This window comes from Pantoea sp. ACRSC, from assembly GCF_022346785.1.
Taxonomy (GTDB): domain Bacteria; phylum Pseudomonadota; class Gammaproteobacteria; order Enterobacterales; family Enterobacteriaceae; genus Pantoea; species Pantoea alvi.
Map to the genome: position 1 here is coordinate 1 of NZ_JAKRNN010000011.1, position 26,216 is coordinate 26,216.

Genomic DNA, 26,216 nt, shown 5'->3' on the forward strand with positions numbered 1-26,216 from the left:
CATGGTGCGTGCGCTGAATAAAATAACGAAGGCTGGTATGCCAGAAAGCGTGCGTATTGCCTGAAAACCCGGTCAGCTACAGAGTCACTCGTCCTGAAGCTGATTTATTCAACAAAGCCGCTTTGCCTTTATTCGTTCGGCCGGAATTGCCCAGAGCTTAGCATCAAGATCAATCTCAACCCATCGTGTTCCGGAAGCTTCAGAAGGGCGCGCAAGAGTCAGAAGCTGCCATTCAATTAAGGCGCGAGTAGGTACAGATAGGTTAGACATTTCCAAAGAACGCATAAGCTTAGGCAATTCTCCCGTCGCAGGGTCGGCATATTCTGCTTTTTAGGCTTTTTAAAAGCCATACCAACGCCCGAAGCAGGATTCGCATCAATCAACCCTGTGTTGACTGAAAAAATCATAATCTCGTTAATGCGCTGCACTAACCGGCGAACAGTCTCAAGTGCGCCGCGAGCTTTGATTGGCTCTAGTGCTTCAACAATCGTCCTAGCTTTGAGCGCTTGAACAGGAATCTCACCGATAGTAGGGAAGATGTCTTTCTCCAGCGATCGCCAAATATCCTTCGCATAATCCTCGGTAACGCTTTTGCTCTTAAGCTGGAACCACCTTCCGGCAACAACTAAAAAATACTATCCAGCTCAATTTACCGTTGTTCTGATACTTCCTCTTGCTGCTTCTGCGGGTCGATTCCTTGCGCAAGCCGCGACAAATATTGGTCACGCATTTGGCGTGCGATAGCGAGCGTTAGGGCAGGGTAGGAGCCAAGGCTAAGATTTGTACGACTGCTGCTATTTGGTCGCTGTTAGCGAAAACGCCATAGCTTTTGACCAGACTTTTTGATGAACAGAAAAAGCCCATCGCCATCATGCAGCGTGAAGTCTTTCTCTTGAAGCTTAGCTTTGAGGATTTCATTATTGGTGAGGAGACAAGTCATCCCCGGCATGACTGATTTCCGTCCATGATTGGTACACGTTTTTGCCCCACATTTTAGCGTGTACCCAAACGTGTACCAATTATCACCGGATTCAGGCGGATCGTCTCGGAAGGCTACCGACACAAAAAAGCCCGCCAGGCTTACGCCGTGCGGGCTTTCAGGACTTCTACAGATGACTCTGGTAATCATCTTTGAAGAATTTTGGTGGAGCTGGCGGGAGTTGAACCCGCGTCCGAAATTCCTACATCCTCAGTACTACATGCTTAGTCAGTCTTTACATTCGCCTGGCAGCTGCGGACAGACACGCCACTGACAGACTATCCTGATTAGATTTAACGCTTCAACCCCAGGCAAGGCATCCACGCGATCTCTTTTGGGTTTGACCTCTCTTGATCCCCGTCCTAAGAGCGGAGGCTAGGGAGAGAGGGCTCTAAGCAGGTTATTAAGCTGCTAGTGCGTAGTTTTCGTCGTTTGCGACTATTTTTTTGCGGTTTTTTAGCGAGGCCTACCGCACCTCGGCATGCACCTTGGGTTTCGCAAATCCCGTCGAATCCAGAATCAGCCCCAGGAACCAACTACTCTAGCAAAAATCTTTAAGACTATCCAGTGATTAGCGGTTGCGATTTTTCATAATGCGCGCTTTATCGAGCTTCCACTCGCGCTCTTTAATATCGTCGCGCTTGTCATGCTCTTTCTTACCGCGCGCAACGCCGATCTTCAGCTTGCACCAGGCGTTCTTCCAGTAAAGCGACAGCGCAACAACGGTATAGCCTTCGCGATTTACGCGGCCATAGAGCGAGTCAAGTTCACGCTGGTTAAGCAGCAGCTTACGGTTGCGCGTCGGATCGCAGACAACGTGCGTAGAGGCCACGGCTAGCGGCTGGAAGGTTGAGCCGAACAGATAAGCTTCGCCATCGCGCAGCAGAATATAGCTGTCGCTGATGTTGGCTTTACCCGCACGGAGCGATTTGACTTCCCATCCTTGTAGCGACAATCCCGCTTCGAACTCCTCTTCAATGAAGTATTCATGACGGGCGCGTTTGTTAAGGGCAATAGTGGCAGAACCGGGTTTATGTACTTTTTTCTTTGTCATAGTGCGGCGTATTTTACATCACTTAGGCGGCCATCGCACCCCTTGTCCAGCGGGGCACCGGGAAACGGGATATTCTAGCACACCTCTCAATGCGGGGAATTTTTGTTTGATCGCTGGAAATGCTACAATTCAGCGGTTTTGTGATGAACAGGAACCATTATGGCTCAGATTAGTCGTTCAGCGCTGGTGCCCTTCAGCGCTGAGCAAATGTACCAACTGGTCAACGACGTGGATGCCTATCCACAGTTTTTGCCGGGCTGTACCGGCAGTCGCGTGCTGGAATCCTCTGAAAATCAGATGACGGCCTCGGTAGACGTCTCAAAAGCGGGCATCAGTAAGACATTTACCACGCGCAACACGCTTACCGACAATCAGCGCATCCATATGCAGCTGGTCGACGGGCCGTTCCGCAAGCTTACCGGCGGATGGCAGTTTATCTCGCTGGGCGACGACGCCTGCAAGGTTGAGCTTAGCCTCGACTTTGAGTTCACCAATATGCTGGTGGAAATGGCGTTCGGCCGCATCTTTAAAGAGCTGGCCAACAGCATGGTGCAGGCCTTCACTCAGCGCGCCAAAGAGGTCTACAGTGCCTGAGATCTCCGTTGAGGTGGTTTACGCGCTGCCGGAGAAACAGTATCAGCGCGTCGTCACGCTGGAAGAGGGAAGCACTGTCGAGCAGGCGATCGTCGCATCCGGCCTGCTTGAGCTGCGCCGCGATATCGACCTCAGCCAAAACAAGGTGGGCGTTTTTAGCCGTACGGTAAAGCTGAGCGATACGCTGCAGGAAGGCGACAGGGTGGAGATCTACCGTCCGCTGATCGCCGATCCCAAAGAGCTGCGGCGGCAGCGTGCTGAACGTTCAGCCGGCGGGAAAAAGTAACGCCGGTCAGTACCGGCCTGCCAGAAAAGCAAAAGGCGCCAGCGGCGCCTTTTTTGTTGCGTAGTCGATCAGTCCTGCGATGCGGTCAGGTTCGGCTTGTTGTCGATATTGGTCAAGATGCCGTTGCTGTCGAAGGTAAGGGTCAGCGTCTGCTGCTTCACCTTTTCATGACCTGGCTCCTGACGGAACACGTAATACCAGACGTTGCTGCCAAAGGGATCGCGCATCATCGGCGTTCCAAGCGTATAGGCGACCTGCTGCTGGGTCATGCCGTTGTGGATTTTCGCCACATCGTTGGCGACCAGGTAGTTGCCCTGGTTGATATCTGGGCGGTAAACCACGCGCTCAAGGGTGGAGCATCCGGCGGTCATCATCAACATTACCACTGCCGCGGCAGTCAGCGTTTTACAGCGCATCTCTACATTCCTTTTCTGGGGCCAAACGCCTTTTTCTCAGGCTGTTTTTTTGCCATCAAATTCTGAACTCTGCCTGCGGCAGGCTTTATTATTCAGGCGACATAAGTAGCCGATGATAATAAACCTTTTCGCTATTGGAAACCTCTACATCGACAGAGCAAGCATATGACCACGCAGCGGGAAGAAAGTGCGGCCGTTACGCCGCTAAAAGTTCTTTTGCGTTAGCGAGGGTATTACGCGTGACCTCGCTGCCGCCCAGCAGACGCGCCAGCTCCTGCAGGCGCGCGCGCTTGTCCAGCGCCTGCATATGGGTTTCGGTCATGGCGCCATCGGTCTCTTTGCTGACAAAGAAGTGCTGATGGCCACAGCCCGCCACCTGCGGCAGGTGGGTAACGCACATTACCTGGGTCGATTCGCCCAGCTGGCGCAGCAAGCGTCCCACTACGGCAGCGGTCGGGCCGCTGATGCCGACGTCCACTTCGTCGAAGATCATCGCCGGGGTTTCCATCTTCTTCGCGGTAATCACCTGGATCGCCAGCGCAATACGCGACAGCTCACCGCCGGACGCGACTTTACCCAGCGGCTGCAGAGGCTGGCCTGGGTTGGTGGTCACCTGGAAGTCGATACGCGTCGCGCCATCCGCCGTGAGGTGATCGGGGTTGAAGGCCAGCGCGATAGTGAAACAGCCGTGCGGCATGGATAGCTGATGCATACTCTGGGTGATCAGCTGTTCCAGTTCAGCACCATATTGCTGGCGCTGCTGATGCAGACGCTCCGCGCTGCGCAGCGCGGCTTGATAGTGTTCACTAACTAACGCCTGCAGGCTCTCCTGATCGCTCTCCTGCTGCGAAAGCAGCTCCGCCTCCGTCAGCAGCTGCTGATGCAGCTCCGCCAGCCCTTCCGGTGCGACGTGATGCTTGCGCGCCAGCGCAATATAGCGGGAGATACGCTGCTCCAGCTCATAGAGACGGTTGGGATCGAGATCGAGCCGGTCAACGTAGTGGCGCAGCTCGTCGCTCGCCTCGCTGAGCTGAATCGCCGCTTCTTCCAGCATATTGAGCACGCCGCTCAGCTTGTCATCCAGGGTGACAACCTCGGTCACCATCTGACGAGCGGTGTAGAGCAGGCTGTTAAGGTTGCTGTCGTCACCGTCGGCGAGCAGCTGCAGCGCCTGCTGGCTGGTAGAGAGAAGCTGTCCGCTGTTGGCGAGGCGCTTGTACTCCTCGTCAATCTGCTCGTACTCGTTCGCCTGCGGCGCGAAATCGTTGAGTTCTTTCAGCTGATACTGCAGCAGCTCGCGGCGCGCCTCGCGCTCCTGCGACAGCTGCTGATGCTGCGCCAGATTGCGGCAGCTCTGATGCCATGCCTGATAGTCGCTGCGCATCTGTCGCAGCAGCTCGTCATGGCCGGCGTAGGCGTCAAGCAGGTGTTTCTGGTGGTCAGGCTTGAGCAGCAGCTGGTGCGCGTGCTGGCCGTGGATCTGAATCAGCAGCTGACCCAGATCGCGCAGCTGCGACAGCGGCACCGCCGTGCCGTTGATAAAGCCGCGCGAGCGGCCATCGGCGCTGATAACGCGACGCAGCAGACACTCGTTGCCGTCATCCAGCTGATTCTCTTCCAGCCAGCGCTGCGCAGAGGGGGAGGACTTGAGGTTAAAGCGGGCGCAGAGGTCGGCGCGGGCGGCGCCCTGACGCACCATATCCGCTTCAGCGCGGCCGCCGAGGCACAGACCGAGCGCGTCAATAGCAATAGACTTACCCGCGCCGGTTTCACCGGTAATCGCCGTCATACCGCGTTGGAAATCAATGTCGAGCTCACGAACGATAGCGAAATTACTGATGGTCAGCTGTGCCAGCATAGAATCACCTGTATGGAAAAACAGATATGGTTTTTCATACAGTATAAACTGGTTTTTTATCCAGTAAAGAGGGCGCGCTGAAATTAAAACAATTTTTTCGACCAGCCCAGCTTGGAACTCAGCGTATTGAAATAGCTGTAGTTTTTAGGATGGATCAGGTTAAGGTGGTTCTCGCTGCGGCGAATTAAGACATCTTCCCCTTCCTGAATCGGCAGGGCGATCTGGCTGTCGCAGCTGATCTCAAGATCGCTGCGGCGCGAAGAAAAGCGCAGTCGGATGGTGCTGCTGCTGTTGATCACCAGCGGGCGCGCCGACAGGGTGTGCGGGAACATCGGCACCAGCGCGATGGCGTCGAGCGAAGGGGTTAAAATCGGGCCGCCCGCTGACAGCGAGTAGGCGGTCGAGCCGGTCGGCGTCGAGATAATCAGGCCGTCGGAACGCTGCGAGAAGGCGAACACCTCGTCGATATAGACCTCGAACTCGATCATATGCGCCACTTTGCCGGGATGGAGCACCACCTCATTAATGGCCAGGCCGAGACGCGGCGAGCACGCCTCTTTACAGACGCGCGCCTCCAGCAGAAAGCGGCTTTCGACAAAATAGTTTCCCTGCAGCACCTCATCCAGCTGCTGCTGCGCATTATCGGGATCGAGGTCGGTGAGAAAGCCGAGGTTGCCGCGGTTAATGCCGATCACCTTGATGTCGTAGCGTGCCAGCACGCGCGCCGCGCCGAGCATATTGCCGTCGCCGCCGACCACAACGGCCAGGTCCGCCTGCTGTCCAATCTCCGCCAGCGTCCCGGTCTGGGCATCCTGTAGGTTGAGCTCCTGCGCGATCTGCTTCTCAATAATCACTTGATAACCTTTGGACGTCAGCCAGCGCCACAGCATCTCATGCGTGGTGAGAGCGGTAGGGTGACGCGGATGGCCTACAATACCAATGCAGTTAAAGTGTTTGTTCATTTGGTGGGTCTTTCCTCATAAGCCAAAACGGCAAGGCAATGTGATGGGTTCCCTTGAAACCGTCAAACCGATCCCCATAATAAGCGGACTGGCGAGATGAATGTGCAAAACGCGGAGAAATTCATGAGTAGTAAAGAACAGAACACCCCAAACGAGCAAGTCTCAGACGAAATTCAACAGGATCAGCAGCAACCTCAGGAAGCGGAGACGGCAGTAGAGGTGGATCCGCGTGATGAGCGTATTGCGCAGCTGGAAGCTGAACTGGCGCAGCTGCAGACCGGCGTTCGCGACGCTCAGCTGCGCGCGCAGGCGGAAGTGGAAAATATCCGCCGTCGCACCGAAATTGACGTAGAAAAAGCGCATAAGTTCGCGCTGGAAAAATTCGCCAATGAGCTGCTGCCGGTTATCGACAGCCTTGAGCGCGCGCTGGAAGTTGCGGACAAAGAGAACCCGGAGCTGGCATCAATGATTGAAGGGATCGAGCTGACCCTGAAATCGCTGCTGGGCGCGGTACGCAAGTTCGGCGTTGAAGTCGTGGGCGATACCAACGTGCCGTTTAACCCGGAAATTCATCAGGCGATGTCGATGATGGAGTCGGACGACGTGGCCCCTAACCATGTGATGATGGTGATGCAGCGCGGCTATACGCTGAACGGTCGCCTGCTGCGCCCGGCGATGGTTGCGGTCGCCAAAGCGAAAAGCTAAGCATTACAAAAGAAGTCAGACGGCCGCACGGTGATGCGGCCGTTTTTATTGGTGGCTCAGCTGGCAGGCAGCTGCGGCATCCAGTCGATCGGTTTCTCGCCTGCCTGCGTCAGCAGGTCGTTGGCCTGTGCGAAGTGGCCGCAGCCAAAGAAGCCGCGATGGGCAGAAAGCGGTGACGGATGCGGCGCCTGCAAAACGTGATGGCGCTGTCGGTCAATAATGCTGCCTTTCTTCTGCGCGTGCGAGCCCCAGAGCAAAAACACCACCCCTTCGCGATGCGCATTAATTGCGGCGATAACGTTATCGGTAAAGGTTTCCCAGCCGAAGCGCGCATGGGAATGCGCCTTGCCCGCTTCCACGGTCAGCACCGTATTCAGCAGCATTACACCCTGTTTCGCCCAGCTTTCGAGAAAGCCGTGCTGTGGACGCTTAAAGTCGGGAAACTCCTGCTCCAGCTCTTTATACATATTCTGCAAAGAGGGCGGCACCGGCACGCCGGGCAGTACCGAAAAGGCCAGACCGTGCGCCTGATTCGGGCCGTGATAGGGATCCTGGCCGAGGATCACCACCTTGACGTCACCCAGCTCTGTCAGGCGAAACGCATTAAAGACATCTTTTTGCGGCGGATAAACCGTCACGCCAGCCGCCCGCTCGTTGGCTACCAGTTTCAGGGTTTCGGTAAAGTAGGGCTTCTCTTTCTCTTCGGCCAGCACGTCGTGCCAGGTCAGTTTATCCGTCATGGTCTGCTCCCTTATAGATCGATGCCGTTAGCTTAACGGTTCACCGCACCAGGTTGAAGGTAAAAAATATTTGAAATTTACAAAATATTTTTTAGTTAAAAATTTATCTGAATCAATTAATTGAAATTAGCAGTGAAAAGTGCGGTTGTGAAAATTGACTAAGGTCAAAACTTCCGCGAGAAGCGAGTGTTATATCAGGGCGATATTGATTTACCTACCGCGCCAGGCAGGATGGCGCCATGTTCTGGAGAACTGATTATGATCACTGGCATTCAAATTACTCAAACCAATAACCCCGATTTGATGAACTCTTTCTGGCTGATCGACGACGAAAAAGCGGAAGCGCGCTGCCTGTGCGCAAAAGCGGGTTATGAAGAAGATCAGGTTGTAGCCGTTAGCGAGCTGGGCGAATTCGCCTGGCGCGAAGTGCCGGTGGAGATGAAGCCGCAGGTGCGTATCGAAGGGGGTCAGCACCTGAACGTTAACGTGCTGCGCCGTGAAACGCTGGAAGATGCGGTTAAGCATCCTGAGAAATATCCGCAGCTGACGATTCGCGTTTCAGGTTATGCGGTGCGCTTTAACGCGCTGACGCCGGAACAGCAGCGCGACGTGATAACTCGTACCTTCACTGAAAGTCTGTAACAGGGCAACGTTGAGCGCGTGCAGAAAAATCATCCACGTCGCTGTCAAAGGCAGGTTATTAATAACACGTAAGATTTTTATTTTTCAGCACAGGCGGCGTGAGGAGAACCTGAGACTTAAGGCGTTAGCCTTATACCACTGACAATAATCGCCGTTTTGCCCGCTTAACTAAAAAAAATCGCCTCGATTGAGGCGATTTTTTTATTGTGGTGCTGATTTATTCCGCATCGCCGCTGGCTGGCGCGGCAGCGCTTGGCTTGCGGCGTTTTCCCACGTTTTTAGTGTCGCGATGACGTTTCTTCACGCGCGGCTTTTCCGCTTCGCTCTCTTTTTTCTCTTTGCGTTTCGCCAGCGCCTTTTTCGACGGTTTTCCAGTGGTTTTAGCACTTGGCGCGCGCGTCACCGGACGCAGTTCGTCGACCACGCGCGGTTTCAGCGGCTCGTTCAGATAGCGGCTGATTTTGCCGAGCAGCAGATGGTCGTGCGCCTCTACCAGCGACAGCGCGGTGCCTTTACGTCCGGCGCGTGCGGTACGGCCGATGCGGTGCAGATAGGTATCGGCGGTGCGCGGCATATCGTAGTTAAAGACGTGGCTCACATCCTCGATATCGATACCGCGCGCGGCAACGTCGGTCGCCACCAGCACGTTGACGCGGCCGTCGGTGATGCGTTTGATCGCCTCGGTGCGTTTAGCCTGCACCATTTCGCCTTCCAGATAGCAGCAGCGGATTCCCGCATCGTGCAGCCACTGCACCAGCTCGTGCAGACGCTCGCGCTTGCGCACGAAGACGATGGAGCGCGTCACGTCCGGCTGCTTCAGCAGATGAACCAGCAGTTTGGTTTTATGCTCCAGATCGTCAGCGCGGTAGTACCACTGCTGGATCTTTTTACGCTCGCGACGGCTGGGATCGGCTTCCACTTCAACCGGATCGTTAAGCAGACGCTCGGCGAAATCTTTAATCGCGTTGCCTTCCAGCGTGGCAGAGAAGAGCATGGTTTGCTTGCGCCAGCGGGTTTCGCCCGCAATGGTTTCGATATCCTGCGCGAAGCCCAGATCCAGCATGCGGTCCGCTTCGTCGAGGATCAGGGTTTCAACGGCGCGGCAGTCGAAGTTTTCTTCTTTAATGTACTGAAGCAGACGACCGGTGGTCGCCACCACCACATCCTGGTTTTCGCTGAACACTTCCGCGTGGTTCATATACGCCACGCCGCCGGTAATGGTGGCGATATCGAGATGGGTATGTTTCGCCAGCTCGCGCGCGTGATCGGCGACCTGCATCGCCAGTTCGCGGGTAGGGGTCAGGATCAGGATGCGCGGCGGCCCCGATTTCTTGCGCGGAAAATCGATCAGGTGCTGCAGTACCGGCAACAGGTACGCGGCGGTTTTCCCGGTGCCGGTAGGCGCCGAACCCAGAACGTCGCGGCCCTCCAGCGCGGGCGGGATCGCCTCGGCCTGAATGGCGGTAGGGCGAGTAAAGCCTTTATCCTGCAGGGCTTCCAGCAGGCTTTCGTCGAGTTCGAGTTCGGAGAATGTGGTTACTGTCATGGTCTACCTCAGTTTGGGGCGCTGATTATAGACAGATCGCACGCAATCTTCATCTGTTAATCCGCGCCGGCCAGCCCATTACGTGTATTCCTCACGCCGTCACGTTACACTGAAGCGCTGCCGCACGGCAGGAAAAAAGGTAATGGTTGCAGAGTATGACGCAGGAAAAGCCGCATGTGCGGCCGGTATTAAAAAGAAACGGTTTCACCTTCAAACAATTCTTTGTGGCGCACGACCGCTGCGCCATGAAAGTCGGCACCGATGCCATTTTGCTGGGCGCCTGGGCGCCGGTAGCCAATGCGCGCCGGGTGCTCGATATCGGCAGCGGCAGCGGGCTTATCGCCCTGATGCTGGCGCAGCGCACGGCTGATACGGTGCCTGTCGACGCGGTCGAGCTTGATGTTGCCGCCGCGCAGCAGGCGCAGGAGAATGTGGCGCAGTCGCCGTGGGCGGCGCGCATTCGCGTCCATCAGCAGGATATTGCCGCTTTCGCCGACAGCTGCCAGCAGCGCTATTCGCTGATCGTCAGCAATCCCCCTTATTATCCGCCCGACGTCGCCTGCGCCACCCCGGCGCGCGACGCGGCCCGCTCGACGGCGACGCTGGATCATGCCAGCCTGCTGCGCTACGCCGCGCGTTTAATCGACGAAGAGGGCTTCTTCTGCGTCGTGCTGCCGGAAGCGATAGGGCAATCAACGATCGCGCTGGCGCAGGCGTCAGGCTGGCATCTGCGTTTTCGCATCGACGTGGCGGAATATGCGCACCGGCCGCCGCATCGCGTGCTGCTCGGCTTCTCCCCCAGCGCGGGGGAAACGCTGCTGGAGCGCATGGCAATCCGCAATCAGGATACGCGCTACTCGGAAGCCTGGTGCAGCCTGACCCGCGATTTTTATCTCTTTATGTAGGAAGGCGTTAAGATCGTCGGCTTAGCGTCGGGCAGCATATCGGGATAGTCGCGGGTAAAATGGAGCCCGCGGCTCTCTTTGCGCTCCAGCGCGCAGCGCACCATCAGTTCGGCGACCTGCGTCAGGTTGCGCAGCTCCAGCAGGTCGCTGGAGAGACGAAAATGGGCGTAGTATTCGTCGATCTCCTGCTGCAGCAGACTGATGCGGCGCAGCGCGCGCTCCAGCCTGCGCGTGGTGCGCACAATCCCCATGTAATCCCACATAAACAGCCGCAGCTCGTGCCAGTTATGCTGGATCACTACGCGCTCGTCCGCATCGTCAACGCGGCTCTCATCCCAGGGGGGCAGCTGGTCAGGCGCGGCTCTTTGCGGCAGCCCCTGAATCAGATCTTCCGCAGCCGACCAGCCGTAAACCAGGCACTCCAGCAGCGAGTTAGAGGCCATGCGGTTGGCGCCGTGCAGGCCGGTATAGCTCACTTCGCCGATAGCGTAGAGCCCGTCGACGTCCGTGCGCCCGCGCGCATCCACCATAACGCCGCCGCAGGTATAGTGCGCGGCGGGCACAATGGGAATGCGATCCCGCGTCAGGTCGAGGCCGAACGTCAGCAGCTTTTCATAAATCGTCGGGAAGTGTTCGCGGATAAACGCTGCCGGCTGGTGGCTGATATCCAGGTAGACGCAGTCGACGCCGAGCCGTTTCATCTCATGGTCGATGGCGCGCGCCACGATATCGCGCGGCGCCAGTTCGGCGCGCGCGTCAAAGTCGGGCATAAAGCGGCTGCCGTCGGGCCGCAGCAGCCAGGCACCTTCGCCGCGCAGCGCTTCGGTGAGCAGAAAGCTGCGCGCCTCGGGATGAAACAGCGACGTTGGATGGAACTGGTTGAATTCCAGATTGGCGACGCGGCAGCCGGCGCGCCACGCCATCGCGATACCGTCGCCGGAGGCGACGTCGGGATTGGTGGTGTATTGATAGACCTTTGCCGCGCCGCCGGTTGCCAGCACCACCGCGCGGGCGCTGCAGGTTTCCACCTGCTCGCGGTTGCGGTTCCATATCCAGGCACCGACGGCGCGGCGCGGGCCTGGCAGGCCCAGCTTGTCCGACAGGATCAGATCGACCGCGTTGCTGCGTTCCAGAATATGAATGCGGGGATGGCTCAGGGCCTGGCTCACCAGCGTGGTTTCAACCGCGCGCCCCGTGGCGTCGGCGCTGTGAAGAATGCGTCGGTGGCTGTGGCCCCCCTCGCGCGTCAGATGATAGGGCATATCGCCTGCCGCCTGCGGATCGCGATCGAAGGCGACGCCGTTATCAATCAGCCACTGCACGCAGTGGCGCGCGTTGCTGGCGACGAACGAAACCGCCTCGCGCTCGCACAGGCCGGCGCCGGCAATCAGCGTATCCTCCACATGAGATTCGATACTGTCGGTCTCATCAAAGACTGCGGCGATGCCGCCCTGCGCGTAAAGCGTTGAGCCTTCGCTGACCTGCGCTTTGCTCAGTACCAGCACGTCATAATGTGCCGCCAGCCGCAGTGCCAGCGACAAACCCGCCGCGCCGCTGCCGATGATTAAAATATCGCACTGATAATCGGGGGAGAGTGAATGTGCCATGGTGTTTAATTTACTAAACAAGGGTGGCTTGAGAATAGGCGTTCCCCGTTCTGTTGTGAAGTATTTTAAACGCACGGGCGCTTGCCTTAGATCAATTAACCGGCGGATATACGTAAAAACAACCAGTTAAAGAAAAAGCCAAATAAGATGTGTTTTTTATATAAAACGCGGCGTCCGGACAGGATTTAAAGATGAAAAAGCCTCTGTCATAGGGTACTCTGCCTGCGATTCTGCGTTGATAGCCGCAGTCTGGATTACACTGTCTTGAGAATGAAAAACAAATGACAGCGCGTCTGGAAGAGTCATCATCAGCGCGTTAAGTGAACTTTTTGCCGCACCACGACTCTAAGCGGATGCTTGCTCAGAACCATGAAGATGTGCTGGCAGTTCCTTTACGCATTTAAAAGAATTTGGGGAGACATTACCTCGGATGAGCGAGCAGTTAACGGATCAGGTACTCGTAGAGCGGGTGCAGAAGGGAGATCAGAAGTCATTTAACCTCCTGGTTATTCGCTACCAGCATAAAGTGGCGAGCCTGGTTTCCCGCTACGTCCCGTCGGGAGACGTGCCTGATGTCGTGCAGGAGTCCTTTATCAAAGCGTATCGCGCGCTGGAATCCTTTCGCGGCGACAGCGCGTTCTATACCTGGCTTTATCGTATCGCGGTCAATACCGCCAAAAATTATCTGGTTGCTCAGGGACGTCGCCCGCCATCCAGCGATGTGGATGCGATCGATGCAGAAAATTTCGAAAGTGCTGGCGCGTTAAAAGAAATTTCGAACCCTGAGAACTTAATGTTGTCAGACGAACTGAAACAAATTGTCTTTCGTACCATTGAGGCACTCCCTGAAGATCTGCGTATGGCGATTACGCTCAGGGAACTGGACGGACTGAGCTACGAAGAGATCGCCGCCATTATGGATTGCCCGGTCGGTACAGTGCGTTCACGTATCTTCCGTGCGCGAGAGGCCATTGATAATAAAGTTCAACCGCTTATCCAACGTCAGTGATAACGGCTACTGGAAGGGTACTTAGGCATGCAGAAAGAACAACTTTCCGCTTTGATGGATGGCGAGGCGCTCGATAACGCGCTGCTGTCAGCACTATCTCAGGATGCAGAGCTGCAACAGCGCTGGAAAAGCTATCATCTTATCCGCGACACCATGCGCGGGGATGTAGGCGATGTGCTGCACTTCGATATCTCTGCGCGCGTCGCGGCGGCCCTTGAACAAGAGCCAGCCCGCAAGGTTACGCCGCTGATTGTTGAATCTCAGCCTGAACCGGCCAGCGTGGCTAAGATGCCTTTCTGGCGCAAAATGCGCCCCTGGGCGGCACAGCTGACGCAGGTTGGCGTGGCGGCGTGCGTATCGCTGGCGGTAATCGTCGGCGTACAGCACTACAACCAGCCGAGCGGCACCTCCGCCGAACCTTCTGATTCGCCAGTGTTTAATACGCTGCCGATGATGGGCAAGGCATCGCCGGTCAGCCTGGGCGTGCCGTCTGACGCCTTTGACACCAGCGGCGCTAACCAGCAGGTTCAGGAGCAGCGCCGTCGCGTTAACGCGATGCTGCAGGATTATGAACTGCAGCGCCGTCTGCACTCCGATCGCCTGCAGTTTGAAACCAACGCCCCGCAGCAGGCGCAGGCGGACGTTCCCGGTAATCAGACCTTAGGTACGCAACAGCAGTAATGAAGCAGCTTTGGTGCGCCGTTAGCCTGCTGGCAGGCAGCCTGCTTTGGTCATCTACCGCCCCGGCGCAAACCTCTGCGTCCGGGGCGTTGTTACAGCAGATGGAGCAGGCAAGCCAGACCCTCAACTACGAATTCGCTTATATCAACGTCTCGCGCATCGGCATCGAGTCGCTGCGTTATCGTCACGCGGTGATCGATAATCGCGTCTATGCGCAGCTGCTGCAGATGGACGGCCCGCGTCGTGAAGTGATTCAGCGCGGCGGCGATATCAGCTATTTCGAACCCGGGCTCGATCCTTTCTCTTTGCCCGGTCAAAACATCATTGACGCCTTGCCGTCGCCCATCTTTGCTGACTTCTCTCAGCTCGCCAGCGCCTGGGATTTTATCCCGGTGGGGCGTTCGCGCATCGCCGATCAGCTCTGCGAGGTGATCCGCATCGTCTCGCGCGACGGTACGCGCTATAGCTATGTGGTGTGGCTCGACGTCGACACGAAACTGCCGCTGCGCATCGATCTGCTGGATCGCGACGGTGAAACGCTGGAGCAGTTCCGCGTCATTAGCTTCGCGGTTGACGAAGGCGTGCGCAATCTTATGCAGGGACTGCAAAAGGCTAATCTGCCGCCGTCGCTTTCGGTGCCGGAAGGCGAGAAGGTGACGCTGGGCTGGCAGCCAGGCTGGGTGCCTGCGGGCATGAAGCTGGTATCCCAGAGCCGACGCGACATTCCGGCAATGAATAAAACCGTTGAGTCGCGCCTCTACAGCGACGGCCTGTTCAGCTTCGCCATCAATATTACTCCGGCCGATAAAAGCAGCGTCACGCAGACGTTGCGCACAGGACGTCGTACGGTACAGACCGAAGTGCGCAATAATAGCGAAATCACCGTCGTGGGCGAACTACCACCCGCCACGGCAAAACGCATAGCGGACAGTATTGATTTGGGGTCGCAACGATGATGAGAGAGTGGGCCACGGTAGTGGCATGGCGTGACGGCATTGCCACGCTGCATACAGAGGCGAAAACCTCCTGCAACAGCTGCTCGGCGCGTAAAGGCTGCGGCAGCCATATGCTTAACAAACTGGGGCCGAAAGATGCGCACGTAATGGAGATTGTCAGCGCGACGCCGCTGCAGCCTGGCCAGCGCGTTGAGCTTGGCATCAAAGAGAGCAGCCTGGTCGGTTCGGCGCTGCTGGTCTATATGACGCCGCTGTTTGGGCTGTTTCTGCTGGCTGGCCTGTTCCAGGCGCTGTTTCACAGCGATCTGGCGGCGGCCTGCGGCGCGCTGCTCGGCGGCATCGGCGGCTTTATCGTCGCCAAAGGCGTGTCGATGAAAGTAGGCGATCGCGCTGCTTTTCAGCCCATCATTCTGAACGTTGCGCTTCCACCTGACGCCCTGCGCGTGGAAAGCGAAGCGTAATCCTCTGCAGGCCGCGTATATCGCGGCCTTTTAGCGCCTGTTTCTCGCCAAAAAGTGTTGTGATTCCGCTACGTTCCATTCTTTTATGCGCGGCCTTAACAGTGTAATATGCGTCGTCATTAATGAGGCTGACAGGATTGTAGGTAAAGAGCGATCTTCCTGAATGTGTCTGTGCTCAGGTTCTCAACTGTTTTTCTACGTGAAGATATTCATATAAATGAAGCACATAAGAAACTTCTCCATCATCGCGCACATTGACCACGGTAAATCGACGCTCTCTGACCGCCTGATTCAAATCTGTGGTGGCCTGACCGATCGCGAGATGGCGGCGCAGGTTCTCGACTCAATGGACCTGGAGCGCGAGCGCGGCATTACCATCAAAGCGCAGAGCGTGACGCTCGATTACAAAGCGCTCAACGGCGAAACTTACCAGCTCAATTTCATCGATACCCCAGGGCACGTCGACTTCTCCTATGAAGTATCGCGCTCTCTGGCGGCCTGCGAAGGCGCGCTGCTGGTGGTGGATGCAGGACAGGGCGTAGAAGCACAGACCCTGGCGAACTGCTACACCGCGATTGAGATGGATCTGGAAGTTGTGCCGGTACTGAATAAAATCGACCTGCCCGCCGCCGATCCGGAACGCGCGGCGCAGGAGATTGAAGATATCGTCGGCATTGACGCCACCGATGCGGTGCGCTGCTCGGCGAAAACCGGCGTCGGCGTGCCGGAAGTGCTGGAGCGTCTGGTGCGCGATATTCCGCCGCCGGAAGGCGATCCAGAAGGTCCGCTGCAGGCGCTGATTATCGACTCCTGGTTCGATAACTACCTTGGCGTCGTCTCGCTGATCCGCGTGAAAAACGGCACCCTGCGCAAAGGCGACAAAGTCAAAGTGATGAGCACCGGCCAGGTCTACAACGCCGATCGCCTCGGCATCTTCACGCCGAAGCAGGTCGACCGCACGCAGCTTAACTGCGGCGAAGTGGGCTGGCTGGTCTGCGCCATCAAAGATATCCTTGGCGCGCCGGTGGGCGATACCCTGACGCTGTCGCGCAACCCGGCGGAGAAAGCGCTGCCTGGCTTTAAGAAAGTGAAGCCGCAGGTCTATGCCGGTCTGTTCCCGGTCAGCTCCGACGACTATGAAGCCTTCCGCGACGCCCTCGGCAAGCTGAGCCTGAACGACGCCTCGCTGTTCTATGAGCCGGAAAGCTCTACCGCGCTCGGCTTCGGCTTCCGCTGCGGCTTCCTGGGTCTGCTGCATATGGAGATCATTCAGGAGCGCCTGGAGCGCGAATACGATCTCGATCTGATCACCACCGCGCCAACCGTAGTGTACGAAGTTGAGACCACTAGCGGCGAAATTGTCTACGTCGACAGCCCGTCGAAGCTGCCGCCGCTGAACAACATCGAAGAGCTGCGCGAACCGATCGCCGAGTGTCATATGCTGCTGCCGCAGGAGTACCTGGGCAACGTCATCACGCTCTGCGTTGAGAAGCGCGGCGTGCAGACCAATATGGTCTACCACGGCAACCAGGTAGCGCTGACCTACGATATCCCGATGGCGGAAGTGGTTCTCGACTTCTTTGACCGTCTGAAATCGACCTCGCGCGGCTATGCGTCGCTTGATTACAACTTCAAGCGTTTCCAGGCGTCTGACATGGTGCGCGTAGACGTACTGATCAACCAAGAGCGCGTCGATGCGCTGGCGCTGATCACCCACCGTGATAACTCGCAGTATCGCGGTCGCGAGCTGGTTGAGAAGATGAAAGATCTGATCCCGCGTCAGCAGTTCGACATTGCGATTCAGGCGGCGATCGGCAACCACATCATTGCTCGCTCAACCGTGAAGCAGCTGCGTAAAAACGTACTTGCTAAATGCTACGGCGGCGACGTCAGCCGTAAGAAGAAACTGTTGCAGAAGCAGAAAGAAGGTAAAAAGCGCATGAAGCAGGTGGGTAACGTTGAGCTGCCGCAGGAAGCCTTCCTCGCCATTCTGCATGTCGGTAAGGACAGCAAATAAGGATCCCTAATGGCTAATATGTTCGCCCTGGTTCTGGCGCTAGCGACGCTGATCACCGGTATTATCTGGTGTATCGATCGCGTGAAGTGGGCGCCGGCGCGCCGGGCTAAACGAGCGGAAGCGCAGGCTGCGGCTGGCCACTCCCTCGACGACAAAACGCTGGCGAAAGTCGGCGGACAGCCCGGCTGGGTGGAGACCGCTGCGTCGGTCTTCCCGGTGCTGCTGGTGGTATTTGTGGTGCGCTCGTTTATCTATGAGCCCTTCCAGATCCCGTCTGGCTCTATGATGCCAACGCTGCTGATCGGCGATTTTATTCTGGTGGAGAAGTTCGCCTACGGCATTAAAGATCCCATCACCCAGACAACGCTGATCCCGACCGGCCATCCGCAGCGCGGCGATATCGCGGTATTTAAATACCCGAAAGATCCGAGCCTGGATTACATTAAGCGCGTCATCGGCCTGCCGGGCGATAAAGTTGTGTTCGATCCCTACAGCAAAACGCTGACCGTCAGCCCGAACTGCGCCGCCGGCCAGCGCTGCGCCAGCGCGCTGCCGATTACCTACACCAATATCGAGCCGAGCAACTTTATCCAGACCTTTAGCGGCTTTGACGGCAACGAAGCGGGCAACGGCTTCTATCAGGTGCCGCAGGGCGAAACGATGCGCGGCGGTCTGCGTCTTGGCACGCGTAAAGAGACGCTGGGCAAGGTTACGCACGATATTTTGCTGGTAAACGAAGCGCAGAGCCAGGCGAGCATGTATTATCAGCAGCCGGGCCAGCCGCAGGCGACCTGGATCGTGCCGCAGGGGCAATATTTTATGATGGGCGATAACCGCGACAACAGCGCCGACAGCCGCTACTGGGGCTTTGTCCCGGAACGCAATCTGGTCGGCAAGGCGGTCGCCATCTGGATGAGCTTCGATAAGCAGGAAGGTCAGTGGCCGACAGGCGTACGCCTGAGCCGTATCGGCGGCATTCACTGAGTAATCTGGCCCGGATAAACGGGCAAAACGGTTGGCCTCCTGCGGGGGGCCACTGCACACTAAACAGAATGTGTTGGAAAGCCAGCCCTGTTTCGTATGCAGAGTCACAGACGCACAAAAGAACTGGAATCGCATGAACCCCATCCTCATTAATAAGCTTCAGCGCAAACTGGGCTACACTTTTACTCATCCGGAACTCTTGCAACAGGCGCTAACGCACCGCAGCGCCAGCAGTAAGCACAACGAGCGTCTCGAATTTCTCGGCGATTCCATTCTCAGCTATGTAATCGCCAATGCGCTTTATCATCGCTTTCCTCGCGTTGACGAGGGCGATATGAGTCGCATGCGCGCAACGCTGGTGCGTGGCAACACGCTGGCGGAGATGGCGCGAGAGTTTGACCTTGGCGAATGTTTGCGCCTGGGGCCGGGCGAACTGAAAAGCGGCGGATTTCGTCGCGAATCGATCCTGGCGGATACGGTGGAGGCGCTGATTGGCGGCATCTTCCTCGACAGCAATATCCAGACGGTGGAAAAGCTGATCCTTGACTGGTATCAGACGCGCCTCGAGCAGATTAGCCCGGGCGATAAACAAAAAGATCCGAAAACCCGCCTGCAGGAGTATCTGCAGGGGCGTCACCTGCCGCTGCCGTCCTATCTGGTGGTGCAGGTGCGTGGCGAAGCCCACGATCAGGAATTCACCATTCACTGTCAGGTGAGTGGCATGGCTGAACCGGTGGTGGGCGTAGGCTCCAGCCGCCGTAAAGCAGAACAGGCAGCTGCCGAACAGGCGCTAATTAAGCTTGGTCTCGAATAGCAATATCCCGGCGCCTGAACAGGCGCTGAAAAAGTCAGGACTCGAATGAGCGAACAGAATACCTATTGCGGCTTTGTCGCGATTGTCGGCCGACCCAACGTCGGCAAATCCACCTTACTGAACCAGCTGCTGGGGCAGAAGGTGTCGATCACCTCGCGTAAGCCGCAAACCACGCGTCACCGCATTATGGGCATCCACACCGAAGGCGAATATCAGGCCATCTATGTGGATACGCCCGGGCTGCACATGGAAGAGAAGCGCGCCATCAACCGCCTGATGAACCGCGCGGCCAGCAGCTCCATCGGTGATGTCGAGCTGGTGATCTTCGTGGTCGAAGGCACGCGCTGGACGCCAGACGACGAGATGGTGCTGAACAAGCTGCGCGACAACAAAGTGCCGGTAGTGCTGGCCATCAACAAAGTGGACAACATTCAGGATAAAAGCATCCTGCTGCCCCATCTGCAGTTCCTGAGCCAGCAGATGAACTTTCTCGACATCGTGCCGATCTCCGCTGAAAGCGGAAAAAACGTCGACACCATTGCGGCGATTGTGCGCAAGCGTCTGCCGCAGGCAGATCACCACTTCCCGGAAGATTACATCACCGACCGCTCGCAGCGCTTTATGGCGTCGGAGATTATCCGCGAGAAGCTGATGCGCTTCCTTGGTGCCGAACTGCCGTACTCGGTTACGGTCGAGATCGAGCAGTTCGTCAGTAACGATCGCGGCGGCTACGATATCAACGGCCTGATCCTCGTCGAGCGCGAAGGGCAGAAGAAGATGGTGATCGGCAACAAAGGCGCCAAAATCAAAACCATCGGTATTGAAGCGCGTAAAGACATGGAAGAGATGTTCGAAGCCAAAGTGCATCTCGAACTGTGGGTCAAAGTGAAGTCAGGCTGGGCCGACGACGAACGTGCGCTGCGCAGCCTGGGCTACGTAGACGACCTCTGATCCTATGGAAGGCTGGCAACGCGCCTTTGTGCTGCATAGTCGCCCCTACAGCGAAACCAGCCTGCTGCTTGATCTCTTCAGCGAAAGCCATGGGCGGGTCAGGGTGCTGGCGAAAGGCGCGCGCGCGCGCCGCTCGCAGCTGAAAGGCACGCTGCAGCCCTTTACGCCGCTGCTGGTGCGCTGGACCGGGCACGGCGAGGTCAAAACCCTGACCAAAGCCGAAGCGGTCTCGCTGGCGCTGCCGCTCAGCGGCATTACGCTCTACTGCGGCCTTTACGTGAACGAACTGGTGTCGCGCGTGCTGGAGCAGGAATTTCCCTTCTCAGAACTCTTCTTCGACTACCTGAACTGTCTGCAGACGCTGGCGGCCGACAACAGCTCGCCAGAACCGGCGCTGCGCCGCTTCGAGCTGGCGCTGCTCGGGCATCTCGGCTACGGCGTCGACTTTCTGCACTGCGCCGGCAGCGGCGAGCCGGTTACCGACGCCATGACCTACAGCTACCGTGAAGAGAAAGGCTTTATCGCCAGCCTGGTCACTGGCCAGCGCAGCTTCACCGGCCGTCAGCTGCGCGCGCTGTGGGAGCGCGATTTCCCCGATGCCGACACGCTGCGCGCCGCCAAGCGCTTTACCCGCATCGCGCTGAAACCCTACCTGGGCGGCAAACCCTTAAAGAGCACCGAGCTGTTTCGCCAGTTCGTGCCGAAAAAGCGGCCCGACGCAACCAGCCCGTAGCGCTGTGCCTGCGCCGCGCGCCGCGGTACACTCTGATTTTTCGACATAGTTAAGCTGAGGATTGTCATGGCTGAGTTGCTGTTAGGGGTCAATATCGATCATATCGCCACGGTACGTAACGCGCGCGGCACCCACTATCCCGATCCGGTGCAGGCCGCTTTTGTTGCCGAGCAGGCGGGCGCGGAAGGCATTACCGTCCACCTGCGCGAAGATCGCCGCCATATCACCGATCGCGACGTGCGCATTCTGCGCGACACCATCCAGACGCGTATGAACCTGGAGATGGCGGTCACCGACGAGATGGTTGGTATCGCCTGCGAGATCAAGCCGCACTTTGTCTGTCTGGTGCCGGAAAAGCGCGAAGAGGTGACCACCGAGGGCGGCCTTGACGTGGCGGGCCAGCAGGACAAAATCAACGCGGCGGTTAAGCAGCTGAGCGACGCGGGCATTCAGGTTTCGCTGTTTATCGACCCCGATCATCGTCAGATTGAGGCGGCGGTTGCCAGCGGCGCGCCCTACATTGAAATTCATACCGGCGCCTACGCCGAGGCGGCGGAGGGGCTGCCGCGCGAGGCAGAGCTGACGCGTATCCGTCACGCCGCCACCTTTGCCGCCAGCCTGGGCCTCAAGGTGAATGCCGGCCACGGCCTCACCTACCACAACGTCCAGCCGATCGCCGCACTGCCGGAGATGCACGAGCTGAATATCGGCCACGCCATTATCGGCCGCGCGCTCTTCAGCGGCCTGGCCGACGCGGTAAAAGAGATGAAGCTGCTGATGCGGGAAGCGCGTCGCTGATGGCTATTCTCGGACTGGGCACCGACATCGTCGAAATCGAGCGTATTGCCGGGGTGATTGAGCGCTCCGGCGACCGCCTGGCGCGGCGCGTGCTGAGCGAAGCCGAGTGGCAGCAATATCAGCAGCACCAGCAGCCGGTGCGCTTTCTGGCCAAACGTTTTGCCGTCAAGGAAGCGGCGGCCAAAGCCTTCGGCACCGGCATTCGCGGCGGGCTGGCGTTTAATCAGTTTGAAGTTTACAACGATGAGCTGGGTAAGCCTGGGCTGCGCTTTTTCAACCACGCCAGCGACGTGGCGGAGAGGCTGGGCGTCAGGCAGGTTCACGTCACGCTGGCGGATGAGCGTCACTACGCCTGCGCAACGGTGATTATTGAAAACTAGTGGTGCAGCACCACGAACTTCTCCCACAGCGCATCGCGCGACTCGATGTGCTGTGGATCGATAATGATGGTGTTATCGATAGGGCAGACGCTCTGGCAGGTCGGGGCGTCGTAATGGCCGATGCACTCGGTGCAGCGGCCGGGGTCAATCTCGTAGATCTCCGCGCCGAGCCTGATCGCCTGGTTAGGGCATTCGGGTTCGCACATATCGCAATTGATGCATTTGGCGGTAATCAGCAGCGCCATGATTTCACCTGATCAGCTAAAAACGGCGCCATTATACTCGCGTTCGCCGCTCAGTTCAGCTTTTTCACCAGCGCTTCGCTGTGACGGATATGGCTGGCGGCGCGCTCTGGATCGTTCTGCACCAGCGCCATAAACAGCAGGTCGGTCAGCGCCAGCTGCGCCGTGGTCGACGAGATAGCGGCGCTGCGCGTGCTCTGCTCTTCCGCCACGGTGTAGAGGCAGTGGGTGGCGGTCTGCTGCAGGCTATTGGGGGTAAAGCCGGTAAACGCCAGCACGTAGGCGCCAATCTGCGCGGCCTCCTGCGCTGCCAGGTTGATCTCTTTACGCTCGCCGGTATAGGAGATCGCCAGCAGCACGTCGCCGGGACGCATCGCTTGCACGCTGGCCAGCAGGGCGTGCATATCCTGCTCCGCTACCGCATTGATGCCGATCTTCATCAGCTTCCAGGAAAAATCCTTCGCCACCAGCCCCGAGGCGCCGATGCCCACCAGCACGATGCGCTGGGCGTTTTTCAGCAGGTGCAGCGTCTCGTGCAGCTTCTCTTCGCTGTTGATATCGAGCGTGGCGCGAATCGCAGAGAGTTTCTCGGTCAGCAGCTTCTCGCCCACGGTTTTCAGCGAGTCGTCGCTGAGAATGTGGTTATGCACGGTAATGGCGTCGCGATCCGCCAGCGACTCGCTCAGCGCCAGCTTAAGCGCCGGAAAGCCCTTATAGCCCAGCTTCTGCGCGAATTTCACCACGCTCGACTGACTCACCCCCGACTCTTCAGCCAGCTTCTGCGAGCTGAGATGGCGCGCCCGATCCGGCTGTGATAACAGAAAGTCCGCCAGCCGGCGCTCGTTTAGCGCCAGACGCGGATAGAGCTGACGAATGCGCAGCAATGAGCTCATGCCTGGTCCTCGTTTAAGTAGCCTGCCCTAAGATACCTGTACCTGCTGAAGAATAAACTATTCATCTGGCATTGTAGCCGCTGGAATTAAAAATAGCTGTCGTCGCCGCTGCGGCAGTTGATGGCTACAATAAGGAACCATAGGGCGAATAAAACAGAAAGGAGCGTTTTTTGACCAAAGGTACACAACGTCGCGTGGTGTTTTTCGATCTGGATGGCACATTGCATCAGCAGGATATGTTCGGCACCTTTATGCGCTATACGCTGTGGCGTCAGCCGCTCAATTTGCTGCTGGTGGTCCCGCTGCTGCCGGTGGTGGGGCTAGGGCTGCTGATCAAAGGGCGCGCGGCGCGCTGGCCAATGAGCCTGCTGCTCTGGTCGATCACCTTCGGCCGTTCGGAGCGCACACTGCAGCAGCGCGAAGCCGCTTTTGCGCAGTGGTTTCGCCAGCGGGTGACGGCGTTTCCGGTAGTGCAGCAGCGCCTTACCGACTACCTCGGCAGCGACGATGCCGACGTCTGGCTGATCACCGGCTCGCCGCAGTCGCTGGTAGAACAGGTTTACTACGATTCGGCGTTCCTGCCGCGCGTCAAACTGATCGCCAGCCAGATGCAGCGCGGCTTTGGCGGCCGCGTGCTGGCGATGCGCTGCCTCGGCCATGAGAAAGTGGTCCAGCTCGAAGAGAAGATCGGCACGCCGCTGCAGCTCTATAGCGGCTACAGCGACAGTAAGCAGGATAACCCGCTGCTCTTTTTCTGCCAGCACCGCTGGCGCGTAACGCCGCGCGGCGAGCTTCAACAGCTGGAGTAGGGTTGCATCTTCGATTCTGCGCGCGGGATCGCTATAATGCGCCGCTTTGCTGCTGCCGGGAGTGAGCCTGCGTGAATCAATCTCAAGACGAATACTGGATGCGCCACGCGCTGCGGCTGGCGCGCATCGCCTGGGAACAGGGCGAGGTGCCGGTCGGTGCGGTGCTGGTGCAGGGCGATCGCGTGATTGGCGAAGGGTGGAACCGGCCCATCGGCCAGCACGACCCGACCGCCCACGCCGAAATCATGGCGCTGCGTCAGGGCGGCAAGGTGCTGGAAAATTACCGCCTGCTGGATACCACCCTCTACGTCACGCTGGAGCCCTGCGTGATGTGCGCCGGCGCGATGGTACACAGCCGTATCGCGCGACTGGTCTACGGCGCCGGTGATGAGAAAACCGGCGCGGCGGGCTCGCTGATTGACGTACTCGGCCATCCCGGTATGAATCATCAGGTCGCAATGCAGAGCGGCGTGCTGGCGGAAGAGTGCGCGGCGATGCTGAGCGACTTTTTCCGCATGCGTCGCGAGCAGAAAAAAGCGCTGCGTCAGGCGCAGCGCGGAAGGGAGTAGCGCTGCGGCGCGGCGCAGTGCTTTTTTTGCGCGCTGCCTAGTTCATGGCGATTTCCGGCGCCACCGCCGGATAGCCGCTGGCCAGCTCCGCCTCGCGCGCCGACTGCTGGGCCAGCCGTTTCTCCTGCTCCTGCAAATACCCCACCAGGCTCAGCTGATACTTACGGATGTTCTCGACGTAGTTATAGGCTTCGTGGCCGCGCGCGTAGCCGTAGGTGGTCTGCGCGTAATAGCGCTTCTGGCTCAGCATCGGCAGCCGCAGCTTTACGTCGGCCCAGCTGTCGGGGTTGCCGCCCTGTTTCACCGTGAGTTTGCGCGCGTCCAGCATATGGGCGTAGCCCATGTTATATGCCGCCAGCGCGAACCAGATGCGCTCCTCTTCGGGAATGGTGGCGGGCACCTTGTCCATCATGCGCTGTAAATAGAGGCTACCGCCGCGAATGCTCTGCTCGGTATCGGTGCGATCCTCGACGTTAAGGCTGTCGGCGGTGCTGCGCGTCAGCATCATCATGCCGCGCACGCCGGTAGGGGAGGTCGCCAGCGGATTCCAGTGCGACTCCTGATAGGAGATCGCCGCCAGCAGCCGCCAGTCGATGCTGGCCGCATACTTCTCAAACAGCGGTTTGATCTCCGGCAGCGTGACGTCGATGGCGCGCAGGAAAGTGCGGGTATCGACATAGTCGAAGGTGCCGACGTGACCGAGGTACTTCTCCTCCAGGCGCGCCATAACGCCTTCTTCGCCCATAGAGTTAAAAAAGTCGAGCATCGCAGCGTTCAGGCTGCTGTCGTCGCTGTGCGGCACATACCAGGTAACCGGCTCTTCATCCGTGACGTCGAACGCCACCGCCAGCTGCGGATGGATGCGCTGCAGCAGGGCGATGGTAACGGAGTCGCCGATGGTGTAGTCGAGCTTGCCGTCCGCCACCGCTTCCAGCAGCGCTTTAGGCGCCTGGTCGGTGGAGATAACCCAGTTAAGATCGGGATATTGCTTATCGCGCGCCGTTTTCAGCGACGACAGATAGGCGGAGCCGGATGCGACCCGCAGCTCTCCTTTCAGGTCGCCGAGGTTTTTCGGGCGCGGCTTATCGACGCGATAGACCAGCTGCTGGGACACGGAGTAGTAGCTCGGCCCGGTTTTATAGCGCGTCAGCCGTTCATCGTTATAAATCAGCCCTGCCGCCAGCATGTCCGCCTTGCCATCGTCGAGATCGTCAAACAGATCGCTGAGGTTCGGGCGCACCGTGACCTTGAGCCTGACGCCCAAATAGTGTGCAAAGCGCTTCGCCAGTTCGTAATCCATACCGGCAGGAGCTTTATTGATGGTGTAGTAAGTCAGCGGGGAATTGATGGTACTGATACGCAGCACTCCCCGTGATTTTATCTGCGAAATCGCATCCTGTCCGTTGCCGTACCACGGGATCGATGGCCATAACGCCATCGCCAGCAGCAGGGTGACGAGACCGATCAGCAGATAGTTTAATTTTAGGCGTTTCAAATAGTTGTCTCTCGCTGGCTCTAAGGCCTCTGTCTTTTAAAGGCAGTATTGATCTTTTTTGAACTCCCAGAGCGAGGGGCATTTTGCGCAACTCGGCAGCGTAGAGCAACTTATAAAGCAGGTTTTGCGC

28 protein-coding genes, 1 other RNA gene and 1 pseudogene are annotated in these 26,216 nt (G+C 57.9%); 18 read left to right on the top strand and 12 right to left on the bottom strand.

The genetic code is table 11. The features are described from left to right. Positions 1–117: 117 nt before the first annotated feature. The 3 genes and pseudogenes from MHZ97_RS12150 to smpB all read right to left on the bottom strand — a co-directional run. Positions 118–949, bottom strand: a pseudogene (locus MHZ97_RS12150) (integrase arm-type DNA-binding domain-containing protein); the annotation flags it as partial. 193 nt (positions 950–1,142) lie between these two features. Further along, positions 1,143–1,506, bottom strand: a transfer-messenger RNA (tmRNA) gene (gene ssrA, locus MHZ97_RS12155). Positions 1,507–1,550: 44 nt separating this feature from the next. Next, entirely contained in the window at positions 1,551–2,033 is a 483-nt protein-coding gene (gene smpB / locus MHZ97_RS12160) for an SsrA-binding protein SmpB (protein ID WP_033754058.1), read from the bottom strand. Positions 2,034–2,192: 159 nt separating this feature from the next. Here smpB and MHZ97_RS12165 point away from each other — a divergent pair, with 159 nt between their 5' ends. After that, positions 2,193–2,627, top strand: coding sequence for a type II toxin-antitoxin system RatA family toxin (locus MHZ97_RS12165; protein ID WP_033754055.1), 435 nt, complete (start codon positions 2,193–2,195; stop codon positions 2,625–2,627). Continuing rightward, positions 2,620–2,913, top strand: coding sequence for an RnfH family protein (locus tag MHZ97_RS12170; protein ID WP_103794397.1), 294 nt, complete (start codon positions 2,620–2,622; stop codon positions 2,911–2,913). Before MHZ97_RS12165 ends, MHZ97_RS12170 begins: the two co-directional genes overlap by 8 nt. A gap of 68 nt (positions 2,914–2,981) precedes the next feature. Here the strand turns inward: MHZ97_RS12170 and bamE are convergent, their stop codons facing one another. The 3 genes from bamE to nadK all read right to left on the bottom strand — a co-directional run bounded on the left by bamE (position 2,982) and on the right by nadK (position 6,149). Next, positions 2,982–3,329 (bottom strand): outer membrane protein assembly factor BamE, encoded by a 348-nt coding sequence (gene bamE / locus MHZ97_RS12175; protein ID WP_103794396.1) that lies wholly within the window; start codon positions 3,327–3,329, stop codon positions 2,982–2,984. 196 nt (positions 3,330–3,525) lie between these two features. Beyond that, positions 3,526–5,187 carry a DNA repair protein RecN gene (recN, locus tag MHZ97_RS12180; RefSeq protein WP_239314775.1) on the bottom strand — a complete coding sequence of 554 codons (1,662 nt, stop codon included), beginning with the start codon at positions 5,185–5,187 and terminating at the stop codon, positions 3,526–3,528. Between the two features lie 83 nt (positions 5,188–5,270). Beyond that, complete coding sequence (nadK, locus tag MHZ97_RS12185) at positions 5,271–6,149, bottom strand: NAD(+) kinase (protein WP_103794394.1); 879 nt, start codon at positions 6,147–6,149, stop codon at positions 5,271–5,273. Between the two features lie 123 nt (positions 6,150–6,272). On the opposite strand from nadK, the gene grpE reads away from it, so the two are divergent. Further along, positions 6,273–6,854 (top strand): nucleotide exchange factor GrpE, encoded by a 582-nt coding sequence (grpE, locus tag MHZ97_RS12190; protein ID WP_033754166.1) that lies wholly within the window; start codon positions 6,273–6,275, stop codon positions 6,852–6,854. Between the two features lie 56 nt (positions 6,855–6,910). Here the strand turns inward: grpE and ung are convergent, their stop codons facing one another. Further along, a complete protein-coding gene (ung, locus tag MHZ97_RS12195) occupies positions 6,911–7,594 on the bottom strand; it encodes a uracil-DNA glycosylase (protein WP_239314774.1) in 684 nt (227 codons plus the stop codon). Between the two features lie 258 nt (positions 7,595–7,852). Here ung and grcA point away from each other — a divergent pair, with 258 nt between their 5' ends. After that, a complete protein-coding gene (gene grcA / locus MHZ97_RS12200) occupies positions 7,853–8,236 on the top strand; it encodes an autonomous glycyl radical cofactor GrcA (RefSeq protein WP_103794392.1) in 384 nt (127 codons plus the stop codon). A gap of 217 nt (positions 8,237–8,453) precedes the next feature. On the opposite strand, the gene srmB is transcribed toward grcA, so the two are convergent. Continuing rightward, positions 8,454–9,782, bottom strand: a complete 1,329-nt coding sequence (srmB, locus tag MHZ97_RS12205) for an ATP-dependent RNA helicase SrmB (RefSeq protein ID WP_239314773.1) — start codon at positions 9,780–9,782, stop codon at positions 8,454–8,456. A gap of 155 nt (positions 9,783–9,937) precedes the next feature. On the opposite strand from srmB, the gene MHZ97_RS12210 reads away from it, so the two are divergent. After that, positions 9,938–10,687 (top strand): tRNA1(Val) (adenine(37)-N6)-methyltransferase, encoded by a 750-nt coding sequence (locus MHZ97_RS12210; protein ID WP_103794390.1) that lies wholly within the window; start codon positions 9,938–9,940, stop codon positions 10,685–10,687. Here the strand turns inward: MHZ97_RS12210 and nadB are convergent. Next, positions 10,672–12,294 (bottom strand): L-aspartate oxidase, encoded by a 1,623-nt coding sequence (gene nadB / locus MHZ97_RS12215; RefSeq protein ID WP_239314772.1) that lies wholly within the window; start codon positions 12,292–12,294, stop codon positions 10,672–10,674. The two genes, MHZ97_RS12210 and nadB, sit on opposite strands and share 16 nt — an antisense overlap. 430 nt (positions 12,295–12,724) lie before the next feature. Between nadB and rpoE the strand changes: the two genes are divergently transcribed. The 11 genes from rpoE to acpS all read left to right on the top strand — a co-directional run bounded on the left by rpoE (position 12,725) and on the right by acpS (position 22,078). Beyond that, positions 12,725–13,303 (top strand): RNA polymerase sigma factor RpoE, encoded by a 579-nt coding sequence (gene rpoE / locus MHZ97_RS12220; RefSeq protein ID WP_010617748.1) that lies wholly within the window; start codon positions 12,725–12,727, stop codon positions 13,301–13,303. A gap of 27 nt (positions 13,304–13,330) precedes the next feature. Further along, positions 13,331–13,984, top strand: a complete 654-nt coding sequence (rseA, locus tag MHZ97_RS12225; RefSeq protein WP_103794388.1) for an anti-sigma-E factor RseA — start codon at positions 13,331–13,333, stop codon at positions 13,982–13,984. Beyond that, positions 13,984–14,940 (top strand): sigma-E factor regulatory protein RseB, encoded by a 957-nt coding sequence (gene rseB / locus MHZ97_RS12230; RefSeq protein ID WP_103794387.1) that lies wholly within the window; start codon positions 13,984–13,986, stop codon positions 14,938–14,940. The genes rseA and rseB overlap by 1 nt, the downstream gene beginning before the upstream one ends. Further along, positions 14,937–15,401 (top strand): SoxR-reducing system protein RseC, encoded by a 465-nt coding sequence (gene rseC, locus MHZ97_RS12235; protein ID WP_239314771.1) that lies wholly within the window; start codon positions 14,937–14,939, stop codon positions 15,399–15,401. The genes rseB and rseC overlap by 4 nt, the downstream gene beginning before the upstream one ends. Positions 15,402–15,618: 217 nt before the next feature. Next, a complete protein-coding gene (gene lepA / locus MHZ97_RS12240) occupies positions 15,619–17,418 on the top strand; it encodes a translation elongation factor 4 (RefSeq protein ID WP_103794385.1) in 1,800 nt (599 codons plus the stop codon). Positions 17,419–17,427: 9 nt separating this feature from the next. Beyond that, on the top strand, positions 17,428–18,402 hold the full coding sequence (gene lepB, locus MHZ97_RS12245) for a signal peptidase I (protein WP_103794384.1): 975 nt from the start codon (positions 17,428–17,430) through the stop codon (positions 18,400–18,402). A gap of 133 nt (positions 18,403–18,535) precedes the next feature. After that, positions 18,536–19,216, top strand: a complete 681-nt coding sequence (rnc, locus tag MHZ97_RS12250; RefSeq protein ID WP_081142359.1) for a ribonuclease III — start codon at positions 18,536–18,538, stop codon at positions 19,214–19,216. Between the two features lie 45 nt (positions 19,217–19,261). Further along, positions 19,262–20,167 (top strand): GTPase Era, encoded by a 906-nt coding sequence (era, locus tag MHZ97_RS12255; RefSeq protein ID WP_103794383.1) that lies wholly within the window; start codon positions 19,262–19,264, stop codon positions 20,165–20,167. A gap of 4 nt (positions 20,168–20,171) precedes the next feature. Continuing rightward, positions 20,172–20,900: a DNA repair protein RecO gene (gene recO, locus MHZ97_RS12260; protein ID WP_239314770.1), complete on the top strand. Its 729-nt coding sequence runs from the start codon at positions 20,172–20,174 to the stop codon at positions 20,898–20,900. Between the two features lie 66 nt (positions 20,901–20,966). Further along, on the top strand, positions 20,967–21,698 hold the full coding sequence (pdxJ, locus tag MHZ97_RS12265; protein ID WP_103794381.1) for a pyridoxine 5'-phosphate synthase: 732 nt from the start codon (positions 20,967–20,969) through the stop codon (positions 21,696–21,698). Beyond that, on the top strand, positions 21,698–22,078 hold the full coding sequence (acpS, locus tag MHZ97_RS12270; protein WP_103794380.1) for a holo-ACP synthase: 381 nt from the start codon (positions 21,698–21,700) through the stop codon (positions 22,076–22,078). Before pdxJ ends, acpS begins: the two co-directional genes overlap by 1 nt. Here acpS and MHZ97_RS12275 read toward each other — a convergent pair. After that, positions 22,075–22,323 (bottom strand): YfhL family 4Fe-4S dicluster ferredoxin, encoded by a 249-nt coding sequence (locus MHZ97_RS12275; RefSeq protein ID WP_103794379.1) that lies wholly within the window; start codon positions 22,321–22,323, stop codon positions 22,075–22,077. The two genes, acpS and MHZ97_RS12275, sit on opposite strands and share 4 nt — an antisense overlap. A 50-nt stretch (positions 22,324–22,373) precedes the next feature. After that, positions 22,374–23,213 carry a MurR/RpiR family transcriptional regulator gene (locus MHZ97_RS12280; protein ID WP_103794378.1) on the bottom strand — a complete coding sequence of 280 codons (840 nt, stop codon included), beginning with the start codon at positions 23,211–23,213 and terminating at the stop codon, positions 22,374–22,376. A 170-nt stretch (positions 23,214–23,383) separates the two neighbouring features. Here MHZ97_RS12280 and yfhb point away from each other — a divergent pair, with 170 nt between their 5' ends. Both yfhb and tadA read left to right on the top strand, forming a co-directional pair. Continuing rightward, positions 23,384–24,022 carry a phosphatidylglycerophosphatase C gene (yfhb, locus tag MHZ97_RS12285; protein ID WP_103794377.1) on the top strand — a complete coding sequence of 213 codons (639 nt, stop codon included), beginning with the start codon at positions 23,384–23,386 and terminating at the stop codon, positions 24,020–24,022. 71 nt (positions 24,023–24,093) lie between these two features. After that, positions 24,094–24,591: a tRNA adenosine(34) deaminase TadA gene (tadA, locus tag MHZ97_RS12290; protein ID WP_103794376.1), complete on the top strand. Its 498-nt coding sequence runs from the start codon at positions 24,094–24,096 to the stop codon at positions 24,589–24,591. Between the two features lie 37 nt (positions 24,592–24,628). Here tadA and mltF read toward each other — a convergent pair whose 3' ends face one another. Beyond that, a complete protein-coding gene (gene mltF / locus MHZ97_RS12295; RefSeq protein ID WP_239314769.1) occupies positions 24,629–26,086 on the bottom strand; it encodes a membrane-bound lytic murein transglycosylase MltF in 1,458 nt (485 codons plus the stop codon). Positions 26,087–26,216: the final 130 nt, after the last annotated feature.